Raw genomic sequence first — 21,690 nt, 5'->3', positions numbered from 1 at the left:
GTGGGGTAGTCTGATGCCACTTCCGCCCGAACAGCTTCTGAATACGCTGTGGGCTAGCTTGGCATTGGCCAGCCCGTAAACGGCACGCACGCACACCCTACGCTACGGGCAGCCCGTGTCGCCGTACAGGGCGAAGATCCGCTCAACTGCCTGATTCTTGTCAGCTTTCCAATCCACGCGGACCTGACTCCCGCAGACAAATCCGCGAACTTTGGCCTGCACGCTACCGGTGGTGGGCAACGCTCCTCCGACCGGACGGACCAAGATCAATCCTTGTTGCTCAAGATATGCCGCCAGCGCGCGAGCGGAAGAGCCCTTGGGGAAACGAGCATCGAGCCTTTGCTGGATCATCGCGCTGCCTTGTTGAAAGGTGCTGCCTTCAACCCCGGCAAACAGCGGCGTTGCGGGCAACCCTTGCTGCTTACATCCAACCGTGCCGGCAAGGAGAAAGGCGGCAAGCCCGATCTTGCCCCATGCGTGATGGTACTGTTTCATTTCGCGCTCGCCGAGATGACTTCTGTTTCCCAGCCGTCATACTCGACATCGTTCTGGCCGGCTGCGTCAACGATTGCCGGGGTGACCGCCTGAAAGCTGGAGAGATCGACCGGCATGGTGCGGGAAAGGACAATGCCGGAGCGGCCATCCAGCCATCGCTTTACCGAAAAGCCGAGCGGCCCGAGCCGGCCGGCGGTGGCTTTGAGCGCCTCTGGGCTGCCATAGAACCAGAAATCGGTACTTCGCGGTGCATGGCCGTCATCCCCCTGCTTCTCAAGGGACGCGATCACGTCTGCATCGGCGTTGAATTGATGCTCGACCTCGGTGGGCGTGACGAGCTGGATCAGGGCGGCGCGATCCGAAACCGCCGAGATTCCGCAAGTATAGCCTTCTACCGGAAACGCAGCGAGAACGGGGGCAAGGTCGATGGGGCTTCTGTGCACGAGGATCATTCGGCGCTCGCCCTGCCCTGTCACGCTTGCCACACGAATCGCCCCAACGGCACGCAACGCAGGCTCCTCATCAAGCCTGTCTTCCAGCGGATAAAGGCGGTCGGTACCCTTTGGCATCCCTTGTCCGTTTACCGCATCAGGATCAGCACGGCACCGGACCAGGGTCACGATGCCGTTTTGCAACAACGTTTCTGTGCTTTCGTCGCGCTGTCGCGCAATCACCACAAGAGGACGACCATCTTCTACTGTCCGTGTGTAAAGTTCCCACTTTTCCGGCGCCACCCTGACAACCTTCTGCATCGCGGCCTGTGCCGACGATGCGAACAGCGATAGGCCGATAAGCTGAGCCACCATTCTCGCAAGCACTGACTTCTCCCTGCAAAGCTCCGAGAATGGCGGGATGCGCGGTCGTTTATTGGGGCGCTAGGTCCCTACTTCCGCCCGAACAGCTTCTCGATATCCCCATGCGCCAGCTTTACCCAGGTAGGCCGGCCATGGTTGCACTGGCCCGAGCGTGGCGTCACTTCCATTTCGCGCAGCAGGGCGTTCATTTCCGGCACCGAGAGCACGCGCCCGGCGCGGACCGAGCCGTGGCAGGCCATGGTGGCCAGGACGAGATCCAGCCGCTCGCCCAAGAGCAGCGCGTCGCCGTGCTTGGCGAGGTCGTCGGCCACGTCGCGCACCAGGGCCTGCACGTCGCCCTTGGCGAGCGCGGCGGGGACGCTGCGCACCAGCATCGCGGCCGGGCCGAAGCGTTCGAGCGCGAGGCCGAAATCAGCCAGGCGCGGCGCGGCTTCCTCCAGGCGGTCGCAGGCCGGTTCGTCGAGGTCCACCACTTCGGGCAGGAGCAGCGCCTGGGCCGGCGCGGCACCGTCCCCCGCTCCTGCGGCGCGCAAGCGTTCTAGGACCAGGCGCTCATGAGCGGCGTGCTGGTCGACGATCACCAGGCCATCGCTGGCTTCGGCCACGATATAGGTCTTGGCCACCTGGCCGCGCGCCACGCCAAGCGGGTACTCCACCGCTTCGGGCACCGGGGCTGCCGCTTCCTCGGCCCGCGCAACCGGCGGGGCCATGACACTGGCTTCATAGCCACGCCAGGCTTGCCCCGCCTCGCTCAGCCGCGTCGGCTGATAGGAGGGCGCAAAGATACTGCCCTGGCGCGCCGGCTCTGGCGCCGCGGGCGGCGTGAACAGCGGCGCGGGGGATGAAACGATCGGCTCTGCCTGCCACGCCCGCATCGCCCCGGCGTCGGGCGTCTGGGCCGCGCGACGATCGCCGGTGGACAGCGCCTGGCGCAGGCCCGTCACGATCATGCCGCGCACCAGGGCACTGTCGCGGAAGCGCACTTCGGTCTTGGCCGGGTGCACGTTGACGTCCACTTCCTCGGGCGGGACATTGAGGAACAGGGCCAGCACGGCGTGGCGGTCGCGCGCCAGCATGTCGGCATAGGCCCCGCGCACCGCGCCCATCAGCAGGCGGTCCTTCACCGGGCGTCCATTGACGAACAGGTATTGGTGATCGGCCACGCCGCGGTTGTAGGTGGGCAGGCCGGCGACGCCGACGAGGTGGTAATCGCCCCGCGCCAGGTCCACCGCGACGGCGTTGTCCGCCAGTTCGCGGGCCACCAGCTGTGCCACGCGCGCGGCAAGGTTGTCGCCGGGTTGCACGTGCAGCGCGCGGCGCCCATCATGCTCCAGGGTAAAGCCGATGTCGGGCCGTGCCATCGCCAGGCGGCGCACCACATCCAGGCTGGACGCCCATTCCGAACGCGGGCTGCGCAGGAACTTGCGCCGCGCCGGAATCTTGCCGAACAAGTCTTCCACCCGCACCCGCGTGCCCGGCGGCAGGGCGGCGGGCCCTTCGGCCACCAGCGCGCCGTGATCGACCACGCGTTTCCATGCCTCGCCTTGCGCCCCACTGCCATCTTCACGCCTGCGGCTTTCGATCGTGACGCGCGCGACCGAGGCGATCGAAGGCAGGGCCTCGCCACGGAAACCGAGCGTCGCCACCAGTTCGATCGCCTCGTCCGGCAACTTGGACGTGGCATGGCGTTCCAGCGCCAGGGCGATCTCTTCGGCGCGCATGCCGCAGCCATCGTCGGTCACTTCGATCAGGCCCAGGCCGCCTTCCGAAAGGCGCACGAAAATCTGCGTGGCGCCCGCGTCGATGGCGTTCTCGACCAGTTCCTTGAGCGCGCTGGCCGGGCGCTCCACCACCTCGCCCGCGGCGATGCGGTTGATCAGCGTATCGGGCAGGCGGCGTATGACGCGGGTTGTACTGGCCATGGAAGCCAACCTAGCGACGAACGTGCCCTTTTTCGAGACGGGCGGCATGACTTATCCCACGCCGCCATCGCACAAAATATTGGGTTTTACCCCCCGCTTGCGCTAATGAGCCGCCTTCCCCGGGCGCTCACTTTTGCGCATAGGCCACCAATGGCGGTGGTACCGCGCGCGAATCACACGGATTTTCTGATGGCTTCGATGTTTTCCCGATTCTTCAAGTTCGGTTCCCAGAACATTGCGATCGACCTCGGCACGGCGAACACCCTCGTCTATGTCCAGGATCGCGGCATCGTTCTCAATGAACCGTCCGTCGTTGCCATCGAAACCTTGAACGGCATCAAGAAGGTCAAGGCCGTGGGCGACGATGCCAAGATGATGATGGGCAAGACGCCCGACAGCATCGAAGCGATCCGCCCGCTGCGCGATGGCGTGATTGCCGACATCGAAGTCGCCGAAGCGATGATCAAGCACTTCATCCAGAAGGTGAACGGCAGCAAGAGCCTGCTGCGCTACCCGGAAATCGTGATCTGCGTGCCGTCGGGCTCCACTTCGGTGGAACGCCGCGCCATTCGTGACGCGGCCAGCAACGCCGGCGCCAGCCAGGTCTACCTGATCCTGGAACCCATGGCCGCCGCGATCGGCGCCGACATGCCGGTGACCGAACCGGTGGGCTCGATGGTGGTCGACATCGGCGGTGGCACCACCGAAGTGGCCGTGCTCTCGCTGCGTGGCCTAGCCTATACCACCTCGGTCCGCGTGGGCGGGGACAAGATGGACGAAGCCATCGTCAGCTATGTGCGCCGCCATCACAATCTCCTCATTGGAGAAGCCACGGCCGAGCGCATCAAGAAGGACTATGGCATCGCCACGATGCCGGCCGACGGCATCGGTGAAACCATCCACATCAAGGGCCGCGACCTGGTCAACGGCGTGCCCAAGGAAATCACCATCACCCAGGCCAACGTGGCCGAAGCGCTGTCCGAACCGATCGGCGCGATCGTGGAAGGCGTGCGCATCGCGCTGGAAAACACCGCGCCCGAACTGGCAGCGGACATTGTCGACCAGGGCATCGTGCTGACCGGCGGTGGCGCCCTGATCCGCGGGCTGGACGAGCACTTGCGCGAGGAAACCGGCCTGCCCGTCAGCGTGGCGGAAGATCCGCTGTCGTGCGTGGCGCTGGGCACCGGGCGCGCGATGGAAGATCCGATCTATCGCGGCGTGCTGATGACCGCCTGAGGAATGCCGATATTCGGGCCGGCGGCGCGATTGGGGCAAGCGGCGGTTCAGCCGGCCTTCATCGCGTCTCTGGCTTGGCATAGAGAAGAGTATCAGGGGTAGAATATCATGGCGCGGTCGCCTGACCGGCGCCCGGGCTTTTCGCGCAGGGCGCAATACGGGATTTTCACCGGCTACGTGATCGCCGTTCTGGGCGTCGTGGCGGGTCTCGTCGTGCTCGGCGTCTCGATGTTCAACCCGGAAGCCTTTGCCTTTGCCCGCACCACCGCCAGCGAAGTGGCGCGTCCGCTGGGCCAGGCCGGCGCGGAAACGCGCAGCGCCAGCCAGGGCGTGTTCGCCGCGATCGGCGCCTATTTCAACGCCGGCCGGCAGAACGCCGCGCTCACCCGCGAAGTGCAGGCCGCTCGCGCCGACGCGGTTACGATGCATGCGCTGCAACAGGAAAACGCCCGGCTCAAAGCGCTGCTCGGGATCGTCGATCCCGCCGTGCGCCCCGTTACCGGCGCGCGCCTGATCGGCTCCACCGCCACGTCCACCCGCCGCTTTGCCGTGCTTTCGGTGGGCAGCAACCAGGGCGTGCAAAACGGCCAGCCGGTGCGCGCGGCCGGCGGCCTCATCGGCCGCGTGGTGGAAACTGGGCCCAACACCGCACGCGTGCTGCTGGTGACCGATCCCGACAACGTGGTGCCAGTGCGTCGCGCCTCGGATGGCCTTACCGCCTTCGTGCAGGGCGGTGCCAACGGCCGGATCGAAATCCGCCTGATCAACACCGGGGTCGCCACACTGAAAAAGGGCGACGTCTTCGTCACCTCGGGCTCGGGCGGGCTCTATCCGCCGGGCATTCCCGTGGCCGTGGCGACAGAGCCGCACCGCGATGGCGCCACCGGCCATCTCGCCAGCGACCCGTCGGACGCCGATTTCGTGGTCGTGCTACCGGCCTGGCAGGCCGGCGCCCAGGCCGCGCTGGAAGCCGCACAGAAAGCCGCGCCGCCGCCGCCCGCCGACGATGGCAATCCTTGAAGCGCGGCCGCATCGATGCCCCTCCCCTTCCTTCCCGCGCATCCCGAAGACCTCGTGCGGCGCCGCCTCAATCGCGGGCCTTCGCCCGTGGTGGCGCAAGGCCTGCCGTGGCTTTCGATCATGCTGGCCTCGATGGTCACGTTTTCGCCGGTGGTCGCCTCCGCGCCGGTGCTGCCGCCGCTCGGCTTCATGACCTTGCTCGCCTGGCGCCTGCTGCGGCCCACGCTGCTGCCGGTCTGGGCCGGGCTGCCGCTGGGCCTGTTCGACGATCTCTACAGCGGCCAGCCGTTTGGCAGCGGCATCGTGCTGTGGTCGCTCACCATGCTGGCCATGGACGTGATCGACGAGAAATTCCTGTGGCGCGGCTTTATCCAGGACTGGCTGACTGCCGCCACGCTGCTGGCGGCCTATGTCGTGCTCACGGCGTGCCTTGCCGGGTTGGCCACCGGCTATCCCCTGCCCGTCACGGTGGGGCCACAAGTGCTGCTCGCGGTGTTGCTGCACCCGGTGGTCACGCGGATCGTCGCGCTGCTCGACCGGATCCGCCTGCTCCCGCTCAAAAGGCTGTGACGTGAAGCAGAAGTTGCCGCTCACCTCGGCTATCCTGACCAATCGTTTCGAGCGTCGCACGTTCGTCTTGGGCATGGCCCAGGCCAGCGTCGGCGCGCTGCTCGCCACGCGCCTTGCCTATCTCTCGATCTTCGAGAACGAGAAGTACAAGGCCGCATCGGAAAGCAACCGCGTCAACCTGTCGCTGATCCCGCCCCGCCGCGGCTGGGTGCTCGATCGCAATGGCGCGGCGCTGGCCTCCAACCGCGCCGATTTCCGGGTGGACGTCATACCCGATCGCCTGGTCGATGCCGACGATACCTTGTCCAAGCTGTCGGGCCTGCTTGGCCTCACGGCGGACAAGATCAACGACATCAAGGACAAGCTGGACAAGGCGCGCGGGTTCCAGCCGGTGGAAGTGGCGGCCAAGCTCGATTGGGACAAGTTCGCCGCGGTCAGCGTGCGCCTGCCCGAAATGCCCGGCGTGATCCCGCAGCGCGGCTATTCGCGCTATTACCCCACGGGCCCATCGGTGGGGCACCTGGTTGGCTATGTCGGCCCCGCCTCCGCCGAGGATTACGAGCGCGAGCGCAACCCGCTGCTGATCACGCCCGGCTTCAAGATCGGCAAGGATGGCCTCGAAAAGCATTTCGAAGTGCGCCTGCGCGGCGTGCCCGGCGCGCGGCGGGTGGAAGCCACCGCCTCGGGCCGCGTGGTGCGCGATCTGGGCACGCGCGAGGACGTGCCCGGCCAGCCGATCCAGCTGACCATCCTGGGCGGACTGCAGGACTATGCCGCGCGGCGCATCGGCCTGGAATCAGGCTCGGTCGTGGTGATGGATTGCGCCACGGGCGACGTGCTGGCGATGGTTTCCATGCCTTGCTACGATCCCAACAGCTTTTCCGACGGCATCGGCCGCATCGAATGGAAAATGCTGTCGGAAGACGATCACGTGCCCTTGCGCAACAAGGTGCTGCGCGGGCTCTATCCCCCCGGCTCCACGGTCAAGCCGCTGGTGGCCATGGCCTTTCTTGAAGCCGGGCTCGATCCCAAGGCGTCGGTCAATTGCGCCGGCGGCCTGCGCGTGGGCAACCGCGTGTTCCACTGCTGGAACCACCACGGCCACGGCTCGACCGACATGCTCAAGGGCATCTACCAGTCGTGCGACGTCTATTTCTATCACTTCGCCCAACAGATCGGCATGGACAAGATTGCCGCCATGGCGCGGCGCCTGGGCCTGGGCCAGGAATTCCCCATGCCCTATCCGGGGCAATCCTATGGCACGGTGCCCGATCCGGCGTGGAAGCTGCGGAAATACCACAAGGAATGGGCGATCTATGACACGGTGAACGCCACCATCGGCCAGGGCTATATGCTGGTAAACCCGCTCCAGCAGGCCACCATGGTGTCGCGCATCGCCTCGGGCCTGCAACTCACCCCGCGCCTGATCCTTGACAAGCACGCCGCGCCGCCGCCCTCGATGGGCTTTGCCCAAGACCATCTGGACCTGATCCACGCGGCGATGAACGAAGTGGTCAACGGGCGCGGCACGGCGGGCAAGGCGCGCATTCCGATCGAAAACGTGCTGATGGCCGGGAAGACCGGCACTGCGCAGGTCGTGGGCCTGCAACACGGCAACGGCAAGAACGTGGAATGGAAGCGGCGCGACCATGGCCACTTCATCTGCTTCGCCCCGTTCGACAAGCCGCGCTATGCCTGCGCCGTCGCGATCGAGCATGGCGGCGGTTCGCCCAGCGCCTATCCCATCGCGCGCGACGTGATGACCTACCTGTTCGATCCGGCCAAGGCGATGGCCGCGCTGGAGGAACTGGAGCAAGGCTGGGGCGGCAACGTGCAACAGCGCATGGCCACCCGCTACAATGCCTTTGCCGCGCAATATGGCACCAGCGCCCCGCGCGCGCCCGACGAAGCGCAGGCGAGCAAAGTGGTGGAAGACGAGAACAAGCCCGCGCCCGAGCCGTCCGCTGCGCAGACCGACGCCGCGCCCCCCGCCCCCGAACCCGATGCGCCCACGCCGCAGCCCTCGCCCTCGCCCGGCACTGCCGGTGGCCCGGCGACGCCGGCCAACGGGGGGCAGTGACCGCCATGCGCCGCGCCTATATCCCTGCTGCCCTCTCGCGCCAGCCCTGGGGCGTTCTGCTGCCGCTGCTGATGCTGGTGCTGTTTGGCGGCGCAGTGCTCTATTCGGCCGCCGGCGGGCATTTCCAGCCATGGGCGGCCACGCACGTGGCGCGCTTCTTCGTGTTCCTGACCATGGCCATGGTGGTGGCCCGCATCCCGCAGGACTGGTTCCGCCGCGCCGCCCTGCCGGCCTATGGCGCGCTCTGCGTGCTGCTGGTGCTGGTGGAGCTGATCGGCGGCATCGGCGGGGGCAGCCAGCGCTGGCTCAACCTGGGCTTCATGACGCTGCAGCCCTCGGAACTGATGAAGCCGGGCATCGTGCTGGTGCTCGCCTGGTTCTACAGCGTGCTGCCCACGGGCGAAACGCGCACCTGGCGCGCGCTGGCGCCGCCGGCGCTGCTGGTGGGTTTTCCCGCCGCGTTCGTGATGCTGCAGCCGGACCTGGGCACCGCGCTGGCGATCTGTTTCGGCGCGGTTTGCGTGATGTTCCTGGCCGGGTTGCCCTTGCGCTGGTTCCTGGGCGCGGGCGGCGCTGGCGCGGTGATTGCCCCGCTCGCGTTCTTCTTTGCCCTGCATGACTACCAGCGCAAGCGGGTGCTGGTGTTCATGGACCCGGAAAGCGATCCGCTGGGCGCGGGCTATCACATCACCCAGTCCAAGATCGCGATCGGCTCTGGCGGCTTTTTCGGCAAGGGCTTTGGCCATGGCTCGCAAAGCCACCTGGACTACCTGCCCGAGGCGCACACCGACTTCGTGTTTGCCACCATGGCCGAGGAATGGGGCATGTTGGGCGGCCTGTTCGTCTTGCTGGTGTTCGGCCTGGTGCTGCGCTGGGGGCTGAAGGTTGCCCTGCGCGCGCCCGATCGCTTTTCCCGCCTGCTGGCCGCCGGCATGGTCGCCACGATCTTTTTCTATGCCTGCATCAACATGATGATGGTCATGGGCCTGGCGCCGGTGGTGGGCATTCCCCTGCCGTTCCTGAGCCATGGCGGCTCGTCGATGATGACCAACATGGTCTGCATCGGCACGATCATGGCGGTCGATCGGTGGAGCCGCCGGGGCGCCACCGGCCTATCCTGATTCTCCACAGGGCTTTTGCCAAAAAAGTTGAAATTGGGGCTTGGCAGCGAGCGAGAAAACGCTATTGGGGCCGCTCCCGGGCGGCGACGGTCGCTCGGGAACCCGGACGCATAGCTCAGTTGGTAGAGCAGCTGACTCTTAATCAGCGGGTCCTAGGTTCGAGCCCTAGTGCGTCCACCACTCCTTTTTTCCGGTGCACCAACACCGGCCTGCGCAAACCGCAGGTGTGGACGCATAGCTCAGTTGGTAGAGCAGCTGACTCTTAATCAGCGGGTCCTAGGTTCGAGCCCTAGTGCGTCCACCATCCCTTTTTCCGGTGCCCACCACCGGCCTGCCGCACACCGGCATGGACGCATAGCTCAGTTGGTAGAGCAGCTGACTCTTAATCAGCGGGTCCTAGGTTCGAGCCCTAGTGCGTCCACCATCCTTTCCAGACAGCAGACGCACCGGCCCGGCAAAGGCCTTCAGCGCAGGTCGAGCACCACGCGCCCTTCGATCGTGCCCTGCTCCATCCGTGCAAACACCGCGTTGATCTCGTCCAGCCGCGCGGTCTGCACCGTGGCGCGCACTTTGCCCGCAGCGGCGAAATCCAGCGCCTCGATCAGGTCGAGCCGCGTCCCCACGATCGAGCCACGCACGGTGATCCCATTCAGCACAGTGTCGAAGATCGACAGCGGGAAATCGCCGGGCGGCAGGCCGTTAAGCGCCACCGTGCCACCGCGCGCCGCCATGCCCAGTGCCTGTTCGAAAGCCTTGCGCGAAACCGCCGTGACCAGCACGCCCTGCGCCCCGCCGCAATGGTCCTGCACGAAAACGGCGGGATCGTGTTCCAGCGCGTTGACCACCAGATCGGCGCCCAGGCTGGTTGCCAGCTCCAGCTTGGCCGGGTCGACGTCCACCGCGATCACCTTGCGCCCCATGGCCTTGGCATATTGCACCGCCATGTGCCCCAGGCCGCCGATGCCCGAAATCGCCACCCAGTCACCCGGCTTGGTATCGGTGACTTTCAACCCCTTGTAGACCGTCACGCCGGCACACAGGATCGGTGCCACTTCGGCCAGGTCCAGCCCGGGCGGCACGTGGCCCAGATAGGCGGCTTCGGCCAGGGCATATTCGGCAAAGCCGCCGTTCACCGAATAGCCTGTGTTCTCTTGCTCGTGGCACAGGGTTTCCCAGCCGCCCAGGCAATGCGGGCAATGCCCGCAGGCCGAATGCAGCCACGGCACGCCCACACAGTCGCCTTCTTTCACGCCGGTCACGCCCGGCCCCAGGGCCACGACATGGCCCACCCCCTCGTGCCCGGGAATGAATGGCGGCACCGGCTTGACCGGCCAATCGCCATGCGCGGCGTGCAGATCGGTGTGGCACACCCCGCACGTGGCGATCTTCACCAGCACTTGCCCCGGCCCCGGGGTGGGCACGGGCACGTCTTCGATCACCAGCGGCTGCCCAAAGCCATGCACCACGGCGGCCTTCATCATCTCGGCCATTGCCATTCTCCTTTTTTGCCAATTGCATGAAGAATGACATTGCCCGTCGCTACAGGCTTTGGCCTCGATCAACGATCGGCGGTTCTGTGCTGCATTTCAGCCCATGGTACCAAACGCACCAGCGCGGAAATCGGCATAGGCCTGGTGAATTTCCGCCACGCTGTTCATCACGAAGGGTCCGTGCGCCACGATCGGTTCGGCAATCGGCTCGGCATGACCCAGCAGGATCACGCTGTCCTCCTGCGCCACCAGTTCCAGCCGCTCGCCGGGCACCAGCTCCGCCAGGTGAAACGCCGGGGCCACCTGCCCACCAATGGTGACCGCGCCGCGCACGATATAGAGAAACACGTCGCGCCCGCCCAAACCGTCGATGACCAGGGTGCCGCCCGGGGCCATGTGGGCAAAGCTCATGAACACCCTGGTCAGCGAATCGACCGGCCCGGTTGCGCCGCCGCGCGATCCGGCCACCAGGTGCACATGCACGCGACCCTCGTCCTCCACCAGCACCGGCACGGCATCGGCCTGCACCCCGGTATAGCGCGGCGCCGTCATCTTGAGCCGCGCCGGCAGGTTCACCCACAATTGCAGGATTTCGAGGCGGCCACCGGCCTGCTTGAACGCCTCGGACGAGATTTCGGCGTGGATCAGGCCGCTGCCGGCCGTCATCCATTGCACGCCCCCGGCGTAGATCGTGCTCTCGTGGCCGCCGGTATCGCGGTGGGTCAGTTCGCCGTCGAGAATGAACGTGACGGTCTCGAACCCGCGATGCGGATGCGGGCCGAACGGCAGTCCCCGGTTTGGCGCAGGATAGACCTGCGGCCCGTGGTGGTTGAGAAACAGGAACGCACCCAGGTGATCAAGATCGGGCCCCGGCAACGGCCGGCGCGTGACCAGGTCTCCGATATCATCGCGATGGGCGGGATGAAGGCGATGAATCGCGCAGGAAATCGTGCTCATGCCGCATGATAGGCGCAAGCCAAGGGCAAATGCGCGAAAAAAAGGGCGGCGGCCCTTTGCGAACCGCCGCCCCATCGATGCACGCAAGTTGTCGCTTAGTAGGCCAGCACCAGCGTGGCGATCGCCGCGCGCGGCGCGCCGATCTGGGCATTGGTATAGCTGCCCGAATAGCTGATCTGGTTGTTGTAGGTGCCCGAGAACCCGCCGACGTAATACTGGTTGAACAGGTTGGTCACGTTGAGCTGCAGGTACGACTTGTCGTTCAGGCCCACCGCGCCCAGCGCCACGCGGGCGTCGAGATCGACCACGGTGTACGACGGCGTCTTGGCGCCATAGGCCACCGTGGTGGTGCCAGCCAGGTAATAGGGCGTGTTCTGGTCGTTGACATAGCGCGGGCCCGTGCGCTTGACCTGCGCACCCAGCGTGAACGGCTGGAAATTGCCCGAAAGCCGCGCGCCGAACGTGGTGATCGGAACGGCGGATTCGAACTTGCCCGCCGTGGCCAGATCGCCGGTGGACGAGGTCACGTTGTCCTTGATCCGCGAATGCAGCCAGGACCCGAAGACATAGCCACTCACATGGCTGCTGAAGCGGTAGGACAGGTTGGCATCGATGCCATAGCGGTCCACCGTGCCAAGGTTGGTATAGATCGTGGTCTGCGCATCAGGCTGGTAGGCCGTGCCCAGGCGATTGGTGAAGTGGGTATACCACAGATCGGCCTGCGCCTGGAGCGGACCGCTGGTGCGGCGGAAGCCCAGGTCGAAGTTGTCGGTCTTTTCCGGGTTCACCAGCCCCGCGTCGCTGCCATTGGCGAAATAGAACGACTGATAGAGCGAGGTCGTCTGCGGAACGGACATGCCCTTGGAGTAATTGAAGAAGATCTGCCCGGCCGCGGGCAGGTCATAGGTCACCCCCAGGCTGGGCAGCACGGCGCTGTAGTTATAGGTGCGGCGCTGCGGCGCGCCGTAATAGGGGCTCGTGGTGATCGAGGCGGCATATGTCGTGGCCGAATCCCCGAACGCGCAGGTCACGCTGCCGCTGGAATTGCGGGTGAAGCAATAGTTGGTCAGGTCACGGTGCATGAACGGCGCGCGCAGGCCAGCGTTCACTTTCAGGCGATTGTCCAGGAACGTGCCGCGATATTCGGCCGAAACCTGGTTGAGCAGCGCGATCGAGCGCGTGTCGCGCTTTTCCACCACGTTGCCGGCCGCGTCGGTCAGCGGATCGTTGACCGGCGAGATCAGCGTGGGCGAACCGTCGCTGTTCAGCGTGCCCAATTCGCCCGTCTGCGCGATGACCGAGCGAGCGAAGGCATAGGCCAGGCGCACGGCCTGGTGATCGTCAAGATCGTAGCGCATCGAAGTGGTCAGCGCGATGCGATGGGTCACGGTCTGGCTGGGGGCCAGCAGGCGCACCTTGTCCAGCGTGTCGCCATCGCCGTTGAGGTCCTTGCCCAGGTAGTATGTGCCGTTGATGTAGCCGGTCATCCCGCTCGACGTGCCTTCCGAGGCCACGACCGTGCCGCCGCCATTGGCCTTGGTCCATTGGAAGCTGGGATCGATCGTCCACACCAGGCCCGGTGCCAGCGTCAGCCGCGCGCTGCCGCGCAAGTTGAACAGCTGCGCCGGATTGACGCGGTAGTCATAGGCAGAGCCGCAGGTGTTGGCCGCATCGGCCACCCCGGCATTGGCGCTGGCCGTGATGCACGGGCTGTACTTGTAATAGGCGTTCTTGAAGCTGGTGGGGAAATAGGTGAAGCCGGTGCCGGTGTCGCTGGTCAGCGCCACGTTCGAAAGCGGCACCGAACCCGAGAAGTTGTTTTCCGTCCCCACATACGTGCCGGTCAGCGACAGGAAATCGCCGTTGTTGCCAAGCGGCTGGTAGATACCGCCATTGGCCTGTTCGCGGCGCACCTTGCCATAGTTGTTGAACGGCGAATCGTTGTGCGAGCGGCTGTATTCGCCATAGAGGCGCGTGCCGGCCGGCCCGATCGCGCCGCTGTCCACCATGCCCATCACACGGTAATAGTTGTCGGTGCCCAGCGCGCCCGAAGCCTTGAGATGGAAATCCTCGGTCGGGCGGTGCGAACGGATGTTGATGCTCGAACCCGAAGCCGAAGACGTGGGGCTGTCCACGTCGGTGGTGCCCAGGTTCACCGAAACCTGGTCGATCACTTCGGAATCGAGCAGTTCGCCCGAATAGAGCGCATAGTTGCCATCGTCATTGAGCGTGACGCCGTCGATGGTTTCGGAAATGCGCGTTGCGTCAAAGCCGCGGATCATCAGCGTGCCGCCGCTGCCGCCATAGGGATCGTTGTTCTGGAAACTCACGCCGGGCAGATAGTTGATCGTGTCGTTGATCGACTGGCCCGGCGTCTGCCGCTCGATCCAGGCCTGGGTGAGGATCGCCGAAGCCTTGGTGGTGTCGGGATTGGCCACCCCGGCAATGCCCTTCTGGCCCGTGGCGGTCACCACGATCTGGTTGCCGAAATCGAGCGTGCCGGTGGACTGGGCCAGCACGGGCGTGGCTGCGGCCAAACCCGCCAGGGCAAGCGCGGCTGCGCTGGCGTAGCCCGCCAGACGGTATTTTTGATGGGTCATATTGCCTCCTTGAAACCGCGATCGGATAAGGCGCAAATATGCCGGATTTGCTACAGTTATTCGGTATATACCGTTGTTTTATATTGATATTTTTGTTTATCAAAGATACACATGAAACTACATTGGCAAGATGTGGCAATGCGGCGAAACGAATGCCGCATTGCAACGATTTCGCACGAATTCCGTCAATCAGCGGTCATTTTGCGCCGCCAGCCAATCGGCATAGCGCGGCCGCAGCAATTGGAACGAGGTGTCGCTGCGGCTGTACCAACCTGCCCCGTGCATGCGCGCCACCAGGCCCATGGCCATGGTATCGACATGCAGCTTTTCCGCGTCGATGAAACGATCATGGATGTGAAAACGCACCACTTCGCCCAGCACGATCGTGCTCTGCCCCGCCTCGATCGCCTGGTAGAGGCGGCATTCCATCGAAACCGGCGCGGTGGCGATGCGATCAGGGGCCACCACGCTTGAACGCGCCAGTGCCAGGCCGGCGTGGGCCGCCTCGTCGAATTCAGGTGGGGCGTCAATGCAGGTGAAATTCATGGCCGGGGCATCGGCTTCGGACACCAGGTTTACAACGAATTCCTTCGTTTCCAGAATGTTGGCCGGGGTATCCTTGTGCCGCCCATCCGCCTGGCGCAAAAAGCCGATGGCCACCAGTGGCGGATCGGCCGCCACCATGTTGAAAAAGCTGAACGGCGCGGCGTTGGCCACTCCGGCGGCCGAACTGCTGGTGACCCAGGCGATCGGGCGCGGCGTGATCGAGGCGCTCATGAGCTTATAGCGGTCGCCCGCCGGGACCACCGAAAAATCGAATTCCATCGCGTGTCTCCATGGTCACCGGGCCGCCTGGGGAACGTCGGCAAGCGTGCTCCGCCAGAACAGGGCCCGGCTTTGGGATAGCCATCGGCCAATTGTTGGTTATCGTCCAGCAGGTTGCATGCCCTGGCCGTGATTCTCATGGCCCCCGCCCGGCATGGCCAGCCCGGCCAGGATGAAAGGAAACCCGATGCGCATGCCCCGCCATTTTCTGTGCCAACTGGCCATCGGCGTGCTCGCCGTACCGGCGTTCCCCATGGCGGGCCACGCCCAGCCCGCCACGCCGCCCGGCGCCAGCCCCGCCTGCCCCGCTACGCCGGCCCCGCTGCCGCCGGCCTTTTCCGCCTGGCCCAACGCCACCGCGTTGACCAGCGCCCCGGACAAGCCCGGCCTTGCCATGACCCAGATCGCGCCGGGTGAGGCAGAAAACCTGGCGCTGCATCCCACGGCCGAGGTTCACTATGTCTCGCCCCCGGCAAAGCCAGGCGGCGCAGGCAGTTTTGGCGGCATGGTCGGCGTGCATGTGACAGCCGCGGGCACTTATCGCGTGGCGCTGGGTGCCCCGGCCTGGATCGATCTGGTGGCCAATGGCGCAACATTGCCCGCCACCGGCCACGGCCATGGGCCCGACTGCAGCGGCATCCGCAAGATCGTGGACTTTGCCTTGCAGCCCGGAGACTATGTGTTGCAGGTGGCCGCCAGCGCGACGCCATCGCTCACTGTCCTGGTCGTTCCCCAGGCGGACAACATGCAAATGTGATTTTGACCTCTTGCGTATCACATTTCAATGTGACAATGCCGGCGCATGTCAAACGACCTGATCGAACGCGTCCGCAAGCTCGTTACCGACGGGGGCATGTCGCGCGCCGGACTCGCCCGCGCCGCCGGCCTTCACGCCAACACCTTGCGCGAATGCACCTCGCCCGGCTGGAACCCCACCGCCGACACCCTGGCCAAGCTGGAGCGCGTGCTGACCGAAGGCGATGACAGCCCCGCGATCGTGCCGATCGAGGAAATCATCGAGGAAGCGCGCAACGGCCGGATGTTCATCCTGGTGGATGACGAGGACCGCGAAAACGAGGGCGACCTGGTCATCCCCGGCCAGATGGTCACGCCCGATGCGATCAATTTCATGGCCACCCACGGGCGCGGGCTGATCTGCCTGACGCTGACCCGCCAGCGCGTGGAGGAACTGGGCCTGGAATTGATGAGCCGGGCCAACGGCACCCGCCACGAAACCGCCTTCACCGTCTCGATCGAGGCGCGCGAGGGCGTCAGCACCGGCATTTCCGCGCACGACCGCGCCCGCACCGTGACCGTGGCGATCGACCCGACCAAGGGACGTGGCGACATCGTCACGCCCGGCCACGTCTTTCCCCTGATCGCGCGCGATGGCGGCGTGCTGGTGCGCACCGGCCATACCGAAGCGGCGGTGGACATTTCGCGCCTGGCCGGCCTCAACCCCTCGGGCGTGATCTGCGAGATCATGAAGGACGACGGCACCATGGCCAGAATGGACGATCTCGTTCCATTTGCCCGGCGCCATGGCCTCAAGATCGGCACGATTCGCGACCTGATCGAATATCGCCGCCGGCACGATCATCTCGTCCAGAAAGCGGCGGACGTGCCCTTCACGTCGGATTATGGCGGCGACTGGCGCGTGCTGACCTATCGCAACAAGGTGGACGGCACCGAAAGCCTGGTCCTGCAAAAGGGCCATGTCGTGCCTGGCCGCCCCACCCTGGTGCGCGTCCATTCCTTTTCCGCCTTTGACGACCTGCTGGGCCGCGCCGGCCCGCGCAAGCGCACCTTGCAGCGCGCCATGGCCGAAATCGGCCGCGAAGGCGCCGGCGTGATCGTGCTGTTGTTCCCCAACGCCGATAGCGACCCGGTGCGCGGCGCCGCGCCGGGGCAGGACGTGGACTTGCGCGTCTATGGCATCGGGGCGCAGATCCTGGCGGACCTGGGCATTCACGACATGGTGCTGCTGACCAATTCCCATCACACCCTGGTCGCCATCGAAGGCTATGGCCTCAATATCGTGGGCGAACGCCCCATTCTTTCGGAGTAAGTTGCTTGGCCAAGTTCCTCATCGTCGAAGCCCGCTTTTACGAGCACCTCAACGACAAGCTGATTGCCGGGGCCCGCGCCGCGATCAAGGCCGCCGGCCACAAGGCGGACGTGGTCACCGTGCCCGGCGCGCTGGAAATCCCGGCCGCCATCGCACTGGCCGACCAGGACGGCAGCTATGACGGCTATGTTGCCATCGGCGTGGTGATCCGGGGGGAGACCTATCATTTCGAGATCGTGGCCGGCGAAAGCGCGCGCGGAATCATGGCGCTGACCATGGATGGCCTGCCGATCGGCAACGGCATCCTGACGGTGGAAAACGAGAGCCAAGCCCTGGTCCGCGCCGATCCGGCGCAAAAGGACAAGGGTGGCGAAGCGGCCAAGGCGGCGATCGCGCTCTATGACCTGAAGCAGAAGTGGGGCAACTGAGCCGTCACCCCTAACCTTCTCCCCTCCCGCTTGCGGGAGGGGTCGGGGGATGGAATGTTACCAAGCGAACATCCCAACACTCCCTCACCAACCCTCTCCCCGCCGGGGAGAGGGTTTTGTTTTGGGTTCAGGCCAAGCGGCCGAACGCGCCCCGGCCGGCATAATGCGCGGCCTGGCCCAGCTCTTCCTCGATGCGGATGAGCTGGTTGTACTTGGCAAGCCGGTCCGAACGGGCAAGCGAGCCGGTCTTGATCTGGCCGCAGTTGGTGGCAACCGCGAGATCGGCAATGGTGGCATCTTCGGTTTCACCCGAACGATGGCTCATCACGGCGGTATAGCCGGCGCGCTGCGCAATGCTGACGGCTTCGAGCGTTTCGGTCAGCGTGCCGATCTGGTTGACCTTGACCAGCAGCGAATTCGCCAGGCCCTTGCCGATGCCCATCTGCAGGCGCTTGGGGTTGGTCACGAACAGGTCGTCACCCACCAGCTGCACGCGCTTGCCGACCTTGGCGGTGAGCGCAGCCCAGCCCTCGAAATCGTCTTCGGCCATGCCGTCTTCGATCGAGAGGATCGGATAGGCATCGCACAGCGCGGCGAGATAGTCGGCCATGGCATCGGGGCTGAGCGAAAGGCCTTCGCCGCTGATTTCATACTTGCCGCCACGGAAGAATTCGGTGGAGGCGCAGTCGAGCGCCAGGACCATGTCCTCGCCCGGCTTGAACCCGGCCTTTTCGATCGAGGCCATCACGAAATCGAGCGCGTCGCGCGTGCTGGCAAGGTTGGGGGCAAAGCCGCCTTCATCGCCAACGGCCGTGGCCAGGCCCTTTTCGTGCAGGCCCTTCTTGAGGGTGTGGAACACTTCCGCGCCCCAGCGCACCGCTTCGGCGAGGGTGGGCGCGCCCACCGGCATGATCATGAATTCCTGGAAATCGATCGGATTGTCGGCATGTTCGCCGCCGTTGATGATGTTCATCATCGGCACCGGCAGGACATGGGCCGAAACCCCACCGACATAGGAATAGAGCGGCAGGCCGCGCGCGTCGGCCGCGGCCTTGGCCACGGCGAGCGAAGTGCCGAGAATGGCGTTGGCGCCGATGCGGCTCTTGTTTTCGGTACCATCCAGCTCGATCATCGCCAGGTCGATGTCGCGCTGGTCTTCGGCGTCGAGGCCGAGCAGCACTTCGCTGATTTCGTCGTTGACGGCGTCCACCGCCTTGGTCACGCCCTTGCCCAGATAGCGGCTCTTGTCGCCATCGCGCAGTTCCACCGCTTCGTGTGCGCCGGTGGAGGCGCCCGAAGGAACGGCGGCGCGACCGAACGAGCCATCGTCAAGGAGAACGTCGACTTCGACGGTGGGATTGCCCCGGCTGTCGAGGATTTCGCGGGCGTGAATATCGATGATCGCGGTCATGATCGGCTTCCCCTTGGCTTTCGGTGGCAGGCTCCCTTTGAGCCCGCTTCCAGCAGCGAACGACGGTGCAAGTTTCCAGGGCAAGTTTCTCTGGACTTCACCGGCCTGCCGGGCTCCTATCGGGTGGAACCTTGGCAAGCAAGCGGCGTTGGCTTGCAAGATGGCGTAGAGCGGCAAATAATGCCGCAGTGCAACACCTGAACGCCGCCCAAGCGCCTGCCCGACCAGGGCATACGATTGTGGCATACGAATTTGTCGAAAGAGAAAGGGATTCTCATGGCCGACACCGCACCTGAAACCAACGAAACGAAGGCCGCCATCAAGGATGCCGGCACCGATCTGGTGGATGCCGGGACCAAGGCGGCCGACGCCGCCGAAGTGAAGGCGGGCGATCTTGCCCAAGCCGCGCGCGATCTGGCCGAAAAGGCCAAGACTCGCTTTGCCCAGGCCGTGGAAGACGCGCGCACCAGCGCCGAAACCCTGAAGGCCGAAGCCGTGGAAAAGGGCCAGGCCTACAAGGACAAGGCGAGCGACACCGCAGCGCAGTGGACCGACGAAGCCAAGGCCCTGGCCGCGCAGGCCAAGGACAAGGGCGCCGACCTGGCACACGATGGCAAGGCCAAGGCGAGCGAAGCGCTTGCTACCGTTGCCAAGGCCATCGGCAGCTCGGCCGAGGCGATCGACGAGAAGCTGGGCGTGAAGTACGGCGATTATGCCCGCACCGCCGCCAAGAGCGTGGAAGAAACCGCCGACAAGCTGGCGTCCAAGGACTTTGCCGAACTGGGCGAAGACGTGAAGACGTTCGTGCGCCAAAGCCCGGCCACCGCGCTGGGCATTGCTGCCGTCACCGGCTTCGTGCTGGCGCGCCTGTTCCGCGGCGGCGACAGCAAGGATGCCTGACAGCAGCGGTGCCGAAGCTGAGGCCACGCCGCTGGCCGCGCGACTCGAAGCGCTCCTGCGCCAGGGCGAAACCCTGTTGGGCGCGGAACTGGCCTATCAAAAGGCGCGCGTGGGCTTTGGCTGGAGCAGGGGCAAGCATGTTGCCCTCTATCTGGCCTTGGCCGGCGCGTTCGGCGGACTGACCTTGGTGGCATTGGTGGTGGGGCTGTTGATTGCGCTGGCCCCGCTGCTGACGCCATGGGGCGCGCTGGCAGTGGTGGGCCTGGGCCTCGCGCTGCTTAGCGCGCTGTGCTTCCGCGCGGCGGTCCGTGCATTCCGCGATGCGCGCGACACCGTGCTGGGCAAACCGACCAAGGCCGAAGAGGCCGTGGTCGCCGCAGTGCAGGAAAACGCCGGCCAGGAGAGCGAGGCATGAGCGCCGAAGACACCCTGCTCGCCACGGCCCAGGCCCGCGCGCAAGCCTGGCAGGACATGCGCGCGCAACTGGTTGGGTTGAAAGACGACCTGACGGCCCGTCCGCTTGGATTGCGCCTGCGTGAGCGGCTGATCGACGAAATGGTCGAGGCGATCGACGGCGCGGGCACCGTGGTGCGCGACACGGCCCCTGCCCTCATCACCACGCTGGTGCTGCTGGCCGGATGGACCTTGCGCGCGCCCTTGGCCACGCTGGCCCAATGGCTGTGGCGCAAACGGCCCGCCGGATGGTTTGGCCAACCGGCACGACGCAGCTGGGCGAATATACATCGGGGGCGCAAATCTGGAGGATTATGGTGAGCGAAGAAACCAAGCAGACGCCCGACCTCGCCCTGGCCACGCCGGCCGAGGCCGAGCAGCCGGTTCAAGACAACGCCGGCGCCAACACCACCGACCGCCTGGCCCAGGCACGCGCCAAGGCAGCCGATGTCGGCTCCACCGTGCGCCAAGTGGTGGAACAACACCCGCTGGCAGCGCTTGCCGGCGGGATCGCCCTCGGCCTCGTCGTCGGCAAGCTGGCGGGGCGCAGCCGCAAGGCGCCGCCCAGCCGCAACTTCGCCGATTTCGCCGGTCCGGCGGAACAGGCAGCAGCCGGCCTCAGCAAGAAAGCGGGCGCACTGGCGACGCTCGCTGCCGAAGTGGCTATGGCCTATGCCGCCAAGGCGGCCGAAGCTGGCCGTGACAGCGTGCACAAGCTGGAAGATATCGGCAGCGATGCCGGTGGCAAACTGGCCGATGGCGCTGGCGAGGCGCGCAAGAAAGCCGGCGACCTGGCCGATGTTGCCGGCCACGTGGTGCGCGAAGCAGCCGATGCCGCCTTGGCCAAGGCAAGCGAGCTCGCCGCGCGGTTCAAGCGCTGAACACAGGCCTGACGCCCATTTTGCGCAAACGCCCGTGCGCAGGTTGCAAATGCAGCCATGTGCACGGGCCTTGCGCAAAGGCGCGCAGTTTGCCATCGGCTGTGGCGCATCCTCCCAGGGAAGGGCCACAATGCAGAAACTCCACCTCGTGATGGGCGGCCGGGTGAAAGACCCGCAGACCCTCGATTTTGTCGACCTCAAGGCCATCGACCTCGTTGGCGTCTATGCCGATTATGCCGCCGCTGAAGAAGCGTGGCGCTCGGCTGCGCAGCGTACGGTTGACGACGCCGAAATGCGCTATGTGGTGGTGCACCTCCACAAGCTGCTCGATCCGGCGCAGAGCGAAGCCTGACCGGCCGCAAGGCACAACAAAAAGCCCCCGGAAACACTGGTTTCCGGGGGCTTTTTGATGATGCTT

21 protein-coding genes and 3 tRNA genes are annotated in these 21,690 nt (G+C 65.5%); 16 read left to right on the top strand and 8 right to left on the bottom strand.

Going from position 1 to position 21,690, the window contains the following annotated elements; all coding sequences use genetic code 11:
- Positions 1 to 102: 102 nt before the first annotated feature.
- From FHW94_RS04910 to mutL, 3 genes are all read right to left on the bottom strand, one after another.
- Positions 103 to 495 carry a hypothetical protein gene (locus FHW94_RS04910; protein WP_168554602.1) on the bottom strand — a complete coding sequence of 131 codons (393 nt, stop codon included), beginning with the start codon at positions 493 to 495 and terminating at the stop codon, positions 103 to 105.
- A complete protein-coding gene (locus FHW94_RS04905; protein WP_168554601.1) occupies positions 492 to 1,301 on the bottom strand; it encodes a ribonuclease E inhibitor RraB in 810 nt (269 codons plus the stop codon). Before FHW94_RS04905 ends, FHW94_RS04910 begins: the two co-directional genes overlap by 4 nt.
- Positions 1,302 to 1,378: 77 nt before the next feature.
- Positions 1,379 to 3,232, bottom strand: coding sequence for a DNA mismatch repair endonuclease MutL (gene mutL, locus FHW94_RS04900; protein ID WP_168554600.1), 1,854 nt, complete (start codon positions 3,230 to 3,232; stop codon positions 1,379 to 1,381).
- A gap of 189 nt (positions 3,233 to 3,421) precedes the next feature.
- On the opposite strand from mutL, the gene FHW94_RS04895 reads away from it, so the two are divergent.
- The 8 genes from FHW94_RS04895 (at position 3,422) to FHW94_RS04860 (ending at position 9,683) form a co-directional block, all read left to right on the top strand.
- A complete protein-coding gene (locus FHW94_RS04895; RefSeq protein WP_168554599.1) occupies positions 3,422 to 4,468 on the top strand; it encodes a rod shape-determining protein in 1,047 nt (348 codons plus the stop codon).
- 108 nt (positions 4,469 to 4,576) lie between these two features.
- Positions 4,577 to 5,488, top strand: a complete 912-nt coding sequence (gene mreC, locus FHW94_RS04890) for a rod shape-determining protein MreC (protein ID WP_168554598.1) — start codon at positions 4,577 to 4,579, stop codon at positions 5,486 to 5,488.
- Positions 5,489 to 5,503: 15 nt separating this feature from the next.
- Entirely contained in the window at positions 5,504 to 6,058 is a 555-nt protein-coding gene (gene mreD / locus FHW94_RS04885; protein ID WP_168554597.1) for a rod shape-determining protein MreD, read from the top strand.
- A gap of 1 nt (position 6,059) precedes the next feature.
- On the top strand, positions 6,060 to 8,138 hold the full coding sequence (gene mrdA, locus FHW94_RS04880) for a penicillin-binding protein 2 (RefSeq protein ID WP_168554596.1): 2,079 nt from the start codon (positions 6,060 to 6,062) through the stop codon (positions 8,136 to 8,138).
- 5 nt (positions 8,139 to 8,143) lie between these two features.
- Positions 8,144 to 9,259: a rod shape-determining protein RodA gene (rodA, locus tag FHW94_RS04875; protein ID WP_168555473.1), complete on the top strand. Its 1,116-nt coding sequence runs from the start codon at positions 8,144 to 8,146 to the stop codon at positions 9,257 to 9,259.
- Between the two features lie 104 nt (positions 9,260 to 9,363).
- A tRNA-Lys gene (locus FHW94_RS04870) sits at positions 9,364 to 9,439 on the top strand.
- A 48-nt stretch (positions 9,440 to 9,487) separates the two neighbouring features.
- Positions 9,488 to 9,563: transfer RNA gene (locus FHW94_RS04865), tRNA-Lys, on the top strand.
- A 44-nt stretch (positions 9,564 to 9,607) separates the two neighbouring features.
- A tRNA-Lys gene (locus FHW94_RS04860) sits at positions 9,608 to 9,683 on the top strand.
- Positions 9,684 to 9,723: 40 nt separating this feature from the next.
- On the opposite strand, the gene adhP is transcribed toward FHW94_RS04860, so the two are convergent.
- From adhP to FHW94_RS04840, 4 genes are all read right to left on the bottom strand, one after another.
- Positions 9,724 to 10,749, bottom strand: a complete 1,026-nt coding sequence (gene adhP / locus FHW94_RS04855) for an alcohol dehydrogenase AdhP (protein ID WP_168554595.1) — start codon at positions 10,747 to 10,749, stop codon at positions 9,724 to 9,726.
- 96 nt (positions 10,750 to 10,845) lie between these two features.
- Complete coding sequence (locus FHW94_RS04850) at positions 10,846 to 11,706, bottom strand: pirin family protein (RefSeq protein WP_168554594.1); 861 nt, start codon at positions 11,704 to 11,706, stop codon at positions 10,846 to 10,848.
- Between the two features lie 95 nt (positions 11,707 to 11,801).
- Positions 11,802 to 14,306 (bottom strand): TonB-dependent receptor, encoded by a 2,505-nt coding sequence (locus FHW94_RS04845; protein WP_168554593.1) that lies wholly within the window; start codon positions 14,304 to 14,306, stop codon positions 11,802 to 11,804.
- Between the two features lie 189 nt (positions 14,307 to 14,495).
- Positions 14,496 to 15,131 (bottom strand): flavin reductase family protein, encoded by a 636-nt coding sequence (locus FHW94_RS04840; RefSeq protein ID WP_168554592.1) that lies wholly within the window; start codon positions 15,129 to 15,131, stop codon positions 14,496 to 14,498.
- Between the two features lie 193 nt (positions 15,132 to 15,324).
- Here FHW94_RS04840 and FHW94_RS04835 point away from each other — a divergent pair, with 193 nt between their 5' ends.
- The 3 genes from FHW94_RS04835 to ribH are packed head-to-tail and all read left to right on the top strand — an operon-like array spanning position 15,325 to position 17,627.
- Complete coding sequence (locus FHW94_RS04835) at positions 15,325 to 15,888, top strand: homogentisate 1,2-dioxygenase (RefSeq protein ID WP_168554591.1); 564 nt, start codon at positions 15,325 to 15,327, stop codon at positions 15,886 to 15,888.
- A gap of 45 nt (positions 15,889 to 15,933) precedes the next feature.
- A complete protein-coding gene (gene ribB, locus FHW94_RS04830) occupies positions 15,934 to 17,199 on the top strand; it encodes a 3,4-dihydroxy-2-butanone-4-phosphate synthase (protein ID WP_168554590.1) in 1,266 nt (421 codons plus the stop codon).
- Between the two features lie 5 nt (positions 17,200 to 17,204).
- The gene (gene ribH, locus FHW94_RS04825) at positions 17,205 to 17,627 is read left to right on the top strand and encodes a 6,7-dimethyl-8-ribityllumazine synthase (protein ID WP_168554589.1); all 423 of its coding nucleotides are present in this window, start codon (positions 17,205 to 17,207) and stop codon (positions 17,625 to 17,627) included.
- A 127-nt stretch (positions 17,628 to 17,754) separates the two neighbouring features.
- Here the strand turns inward: ribH and eno are convergent, their stop codons facing one another.
- Positions 17,755 to 19,038 (bottom strand): phosphopyruvate hydratase, encoded by a 1,284-nt coding sequence (eno, locus tag FHW94_RS04820; RefSeq protein ID WP_168554588.1) that lies wholly within the window; start codon positions 19,036 to 19,038, stop codon positions 17,755 to 17,757.
- Positions 19,039 to 19,314: 276 nt separating this feature from the next.
- On the opposite strand from eno, the gene FHW94_RS04815 reads away from it, so the two are divergent.
- The 5 genes from FHW94_RS04815 to FHW94_RS04795 all read left to right on the top strand — a co-directional run bounded on the left by FHW94_RS04815 (position 19,315) and on the right by FHW94_RS04795 (position 21,624).
- Positions 19,315 to 19,938: a hypothetical protein gene (locus FHW94_RS04815; RefSeq protein ID WP_246865883.1), complete on the top strand. Its 624-nt coding sequence runs from the start codon at positions 19,315 to 19,317 to the stop codon at positions 19,936 to 19,938.
- Positions 19,931 to 20,353, top strand: coding sequence for a phage holin family protein (locus tag FHW94_RS04810; protein ID WP_168554587.1), 423 nt, complete (start codon positions 19,931 to 19,933; stop codon positions 20,351 to 20,353). The genes FHW94_RS04815 and FHW94_RS04810 overlap by 8 nt, the downstream gene beginning before the upstream one ends.
- The gene (locus FHW94_RS04805; RefSeq protein ID WP_168554586.1) at positions 20,350 to 20,712 is read left to right on the top strand and encodes a hypothetical protein; all 363 of its coding nucleotides are present in this window, start codon (positions 20,350 to 20,352) and stop codon (positions 20,710 to 20,712) included. The genes FHW94_RS04810 and FHW94_RS04805 overlap by 4 nt, the downstream gene beginning before the upstream one ends.
- Positions 20,709 to 21,272, top strand: a complete 564-nt coding sequence (locus tag FHW94_RS04800; protein ID WP_168554585.1) for a hypothetical protein — start codon at positions 20,709 to 20,711, stop codon at positions 21,270 to 21,272. Before FHW94_RS04805 ends, FHW94_RS04800 begins: the two co-directional genes overlap by 4 nt.
- 130 nt (positions 21,273 to 21,402) lie before the next feature.
- Complete coding sequence (locus FHW94_RS04795; RefSeq protein WP_168554584.1) at positions 21,403 to 21,624, top strand: DUF4170 domain-containing protein; 222 nt, start codon at positions 21,403 to 21,405, stop codon at positions 21,622 to 21,624.
- The last annotated feature ends 66 nt before the right edge of the window (positions 21,625 to 21,690 follow it).

Origin of the sequence: Novosphingobium sp. SG720, from assembly GCF_012275365.1 — a bacterium.
Classification (GTDB): Bacteria; Pseudomonadota; Alphaproteobacteria; order Sphingomonadales; family Sphingomonadaceae; genus Novosphingobium; species Novosphingobium rhizosphaerae.
This window is presented reverse-complemented; position numbering and strand designations above follow the sequence as displayed.

Excerpts from the sequence above, each read along its gene's own strand:
- FHW94_RS04910 (WP_168554602.1), bottom strand. The coding sequence starts at position 495 with ATGAAACAGTACCATCACGCATGGGGCAAGATCGGGCTTGCCGCCTTT.
- FHW94_RS04905 (WP_168554601.1), bottom strand. The coding sequence starts at position 1,301 with ATGGTGGCTCAGCTTATCGGCCTATCGCTGTTCGCATCGTCGGCACAG.
- mutL (WP_168554600.1), bottom strand. The coding sequence starts at position 3,232 with ATGGCCAGTACAACCCGCGTCATACGCCGCCTGCCCGATACGCTGATC.
- FHW94_RS04895 (WP_168554599.1), top strand. The coding sequence starts at position 3,422 with ATGGCTTCGATGTTTTCCCGATTCTTCAAGTTCGGTTCCCAGAACATT.
- mreC (WP_168554598.1), top strand. The coding sequence starts at position 4,577 with ATGGCGCGGTCGCCTGACCGGCGCCCGGGCTTTTCGCGCAGGGCGCAA.
- mreD (WP_168554597.1), top strand. The coding sequence starts at position 5,504 with ATGCCCCTCCCCTTCCTTCCCGCGCATCCCGAAGACCTCGTGCGGCGC.
- rodA (WP_168555473.1), top strand. The coding sequence starts at position 8,144 with ATGCGCCGCGCCTATATCCCTGCTGCCCTCTCGCGCCAGCCCTGGGGC.
- adhP (WP_168554595.1), bottom strand. The coding sequence starts at position 10,749 with ATGGCCGAGATGATGAAGGCCGCCGTGGTGCATGGCTTTGGGCAGCCG.
- FHW94_RS04850 (WP_168554594.1), bottom strand. The coding sequence starts at position 11,706 with ATGAGCACGATTTCCTGCGCGATTCATCGCCTTCATCCCGCCCATCGC.
- FHW94_RS04845 (WP_168554593.1), bottom strand. The coding sequence starts at position 14,306 with ATGACCCATCAAAAATACCGTCTGGCGGGCTACGCCAGCGCAGCCGCG.
- FHW94_RS04840 (WP_168554592.1), bottom strand. The coding sequence starts at position 15,131 with ATGGAATTCGATTTTTCGGTGGTCCCGGCGGGCGACCGCTATAAGCTC.
- FHW94_RS04835 (WP_168554591.1), top strand. The coding sequence starts at position 15,325 with ATGCCCCGCCATTTTCTGTGCCAACTGGCCATCGGCGTGCTCGCCGTA.
- ribB (WP_168554590.1), top strand. The coding sequence starts at position 15,934 with ATGTCAAACGACCTGATCGAACGCGTCCGCAAGCTCGTTACCGACGGG.
- eno (WP_168554588.1), bottom strand. The coding sequence starts at position 19,038 with ATGACCGCGATCATCGATATTCACGCCCGCGAAATCCTCGACAGCCGG.
- FHW94_RS04815 (WP_246865883.1), top strand. The coding sequence starts at position 19,315 with ATGGCCGACACCGCACCTGAAACCAACGAAACGAAGGCCGCCATCAAG.
- FHW94_RS04810 (WP_168554587.1), top strand. The coding sequence starts at position 19,931 with ATGCCTGACAGCAGCGGTGCCGAAGCTGAGGCCACGCCGCTGGCCGCG.
- FHW94_RS04805 (WP_168554586.1), top strand. The coding sequence starts at position 20,350 with ATGAGCGCCGAAGACACCCTGCTCGCCACGGCCCAGGCCCGCGCGCAA.
- FHW94_RS04795 (WP_168554584.1), top strand. The coding sequence starts at position 21,403 with ATGCAGAAACTCCACCTCGTGATGGGCGGCCGGGTGAAAGACCCGCAG.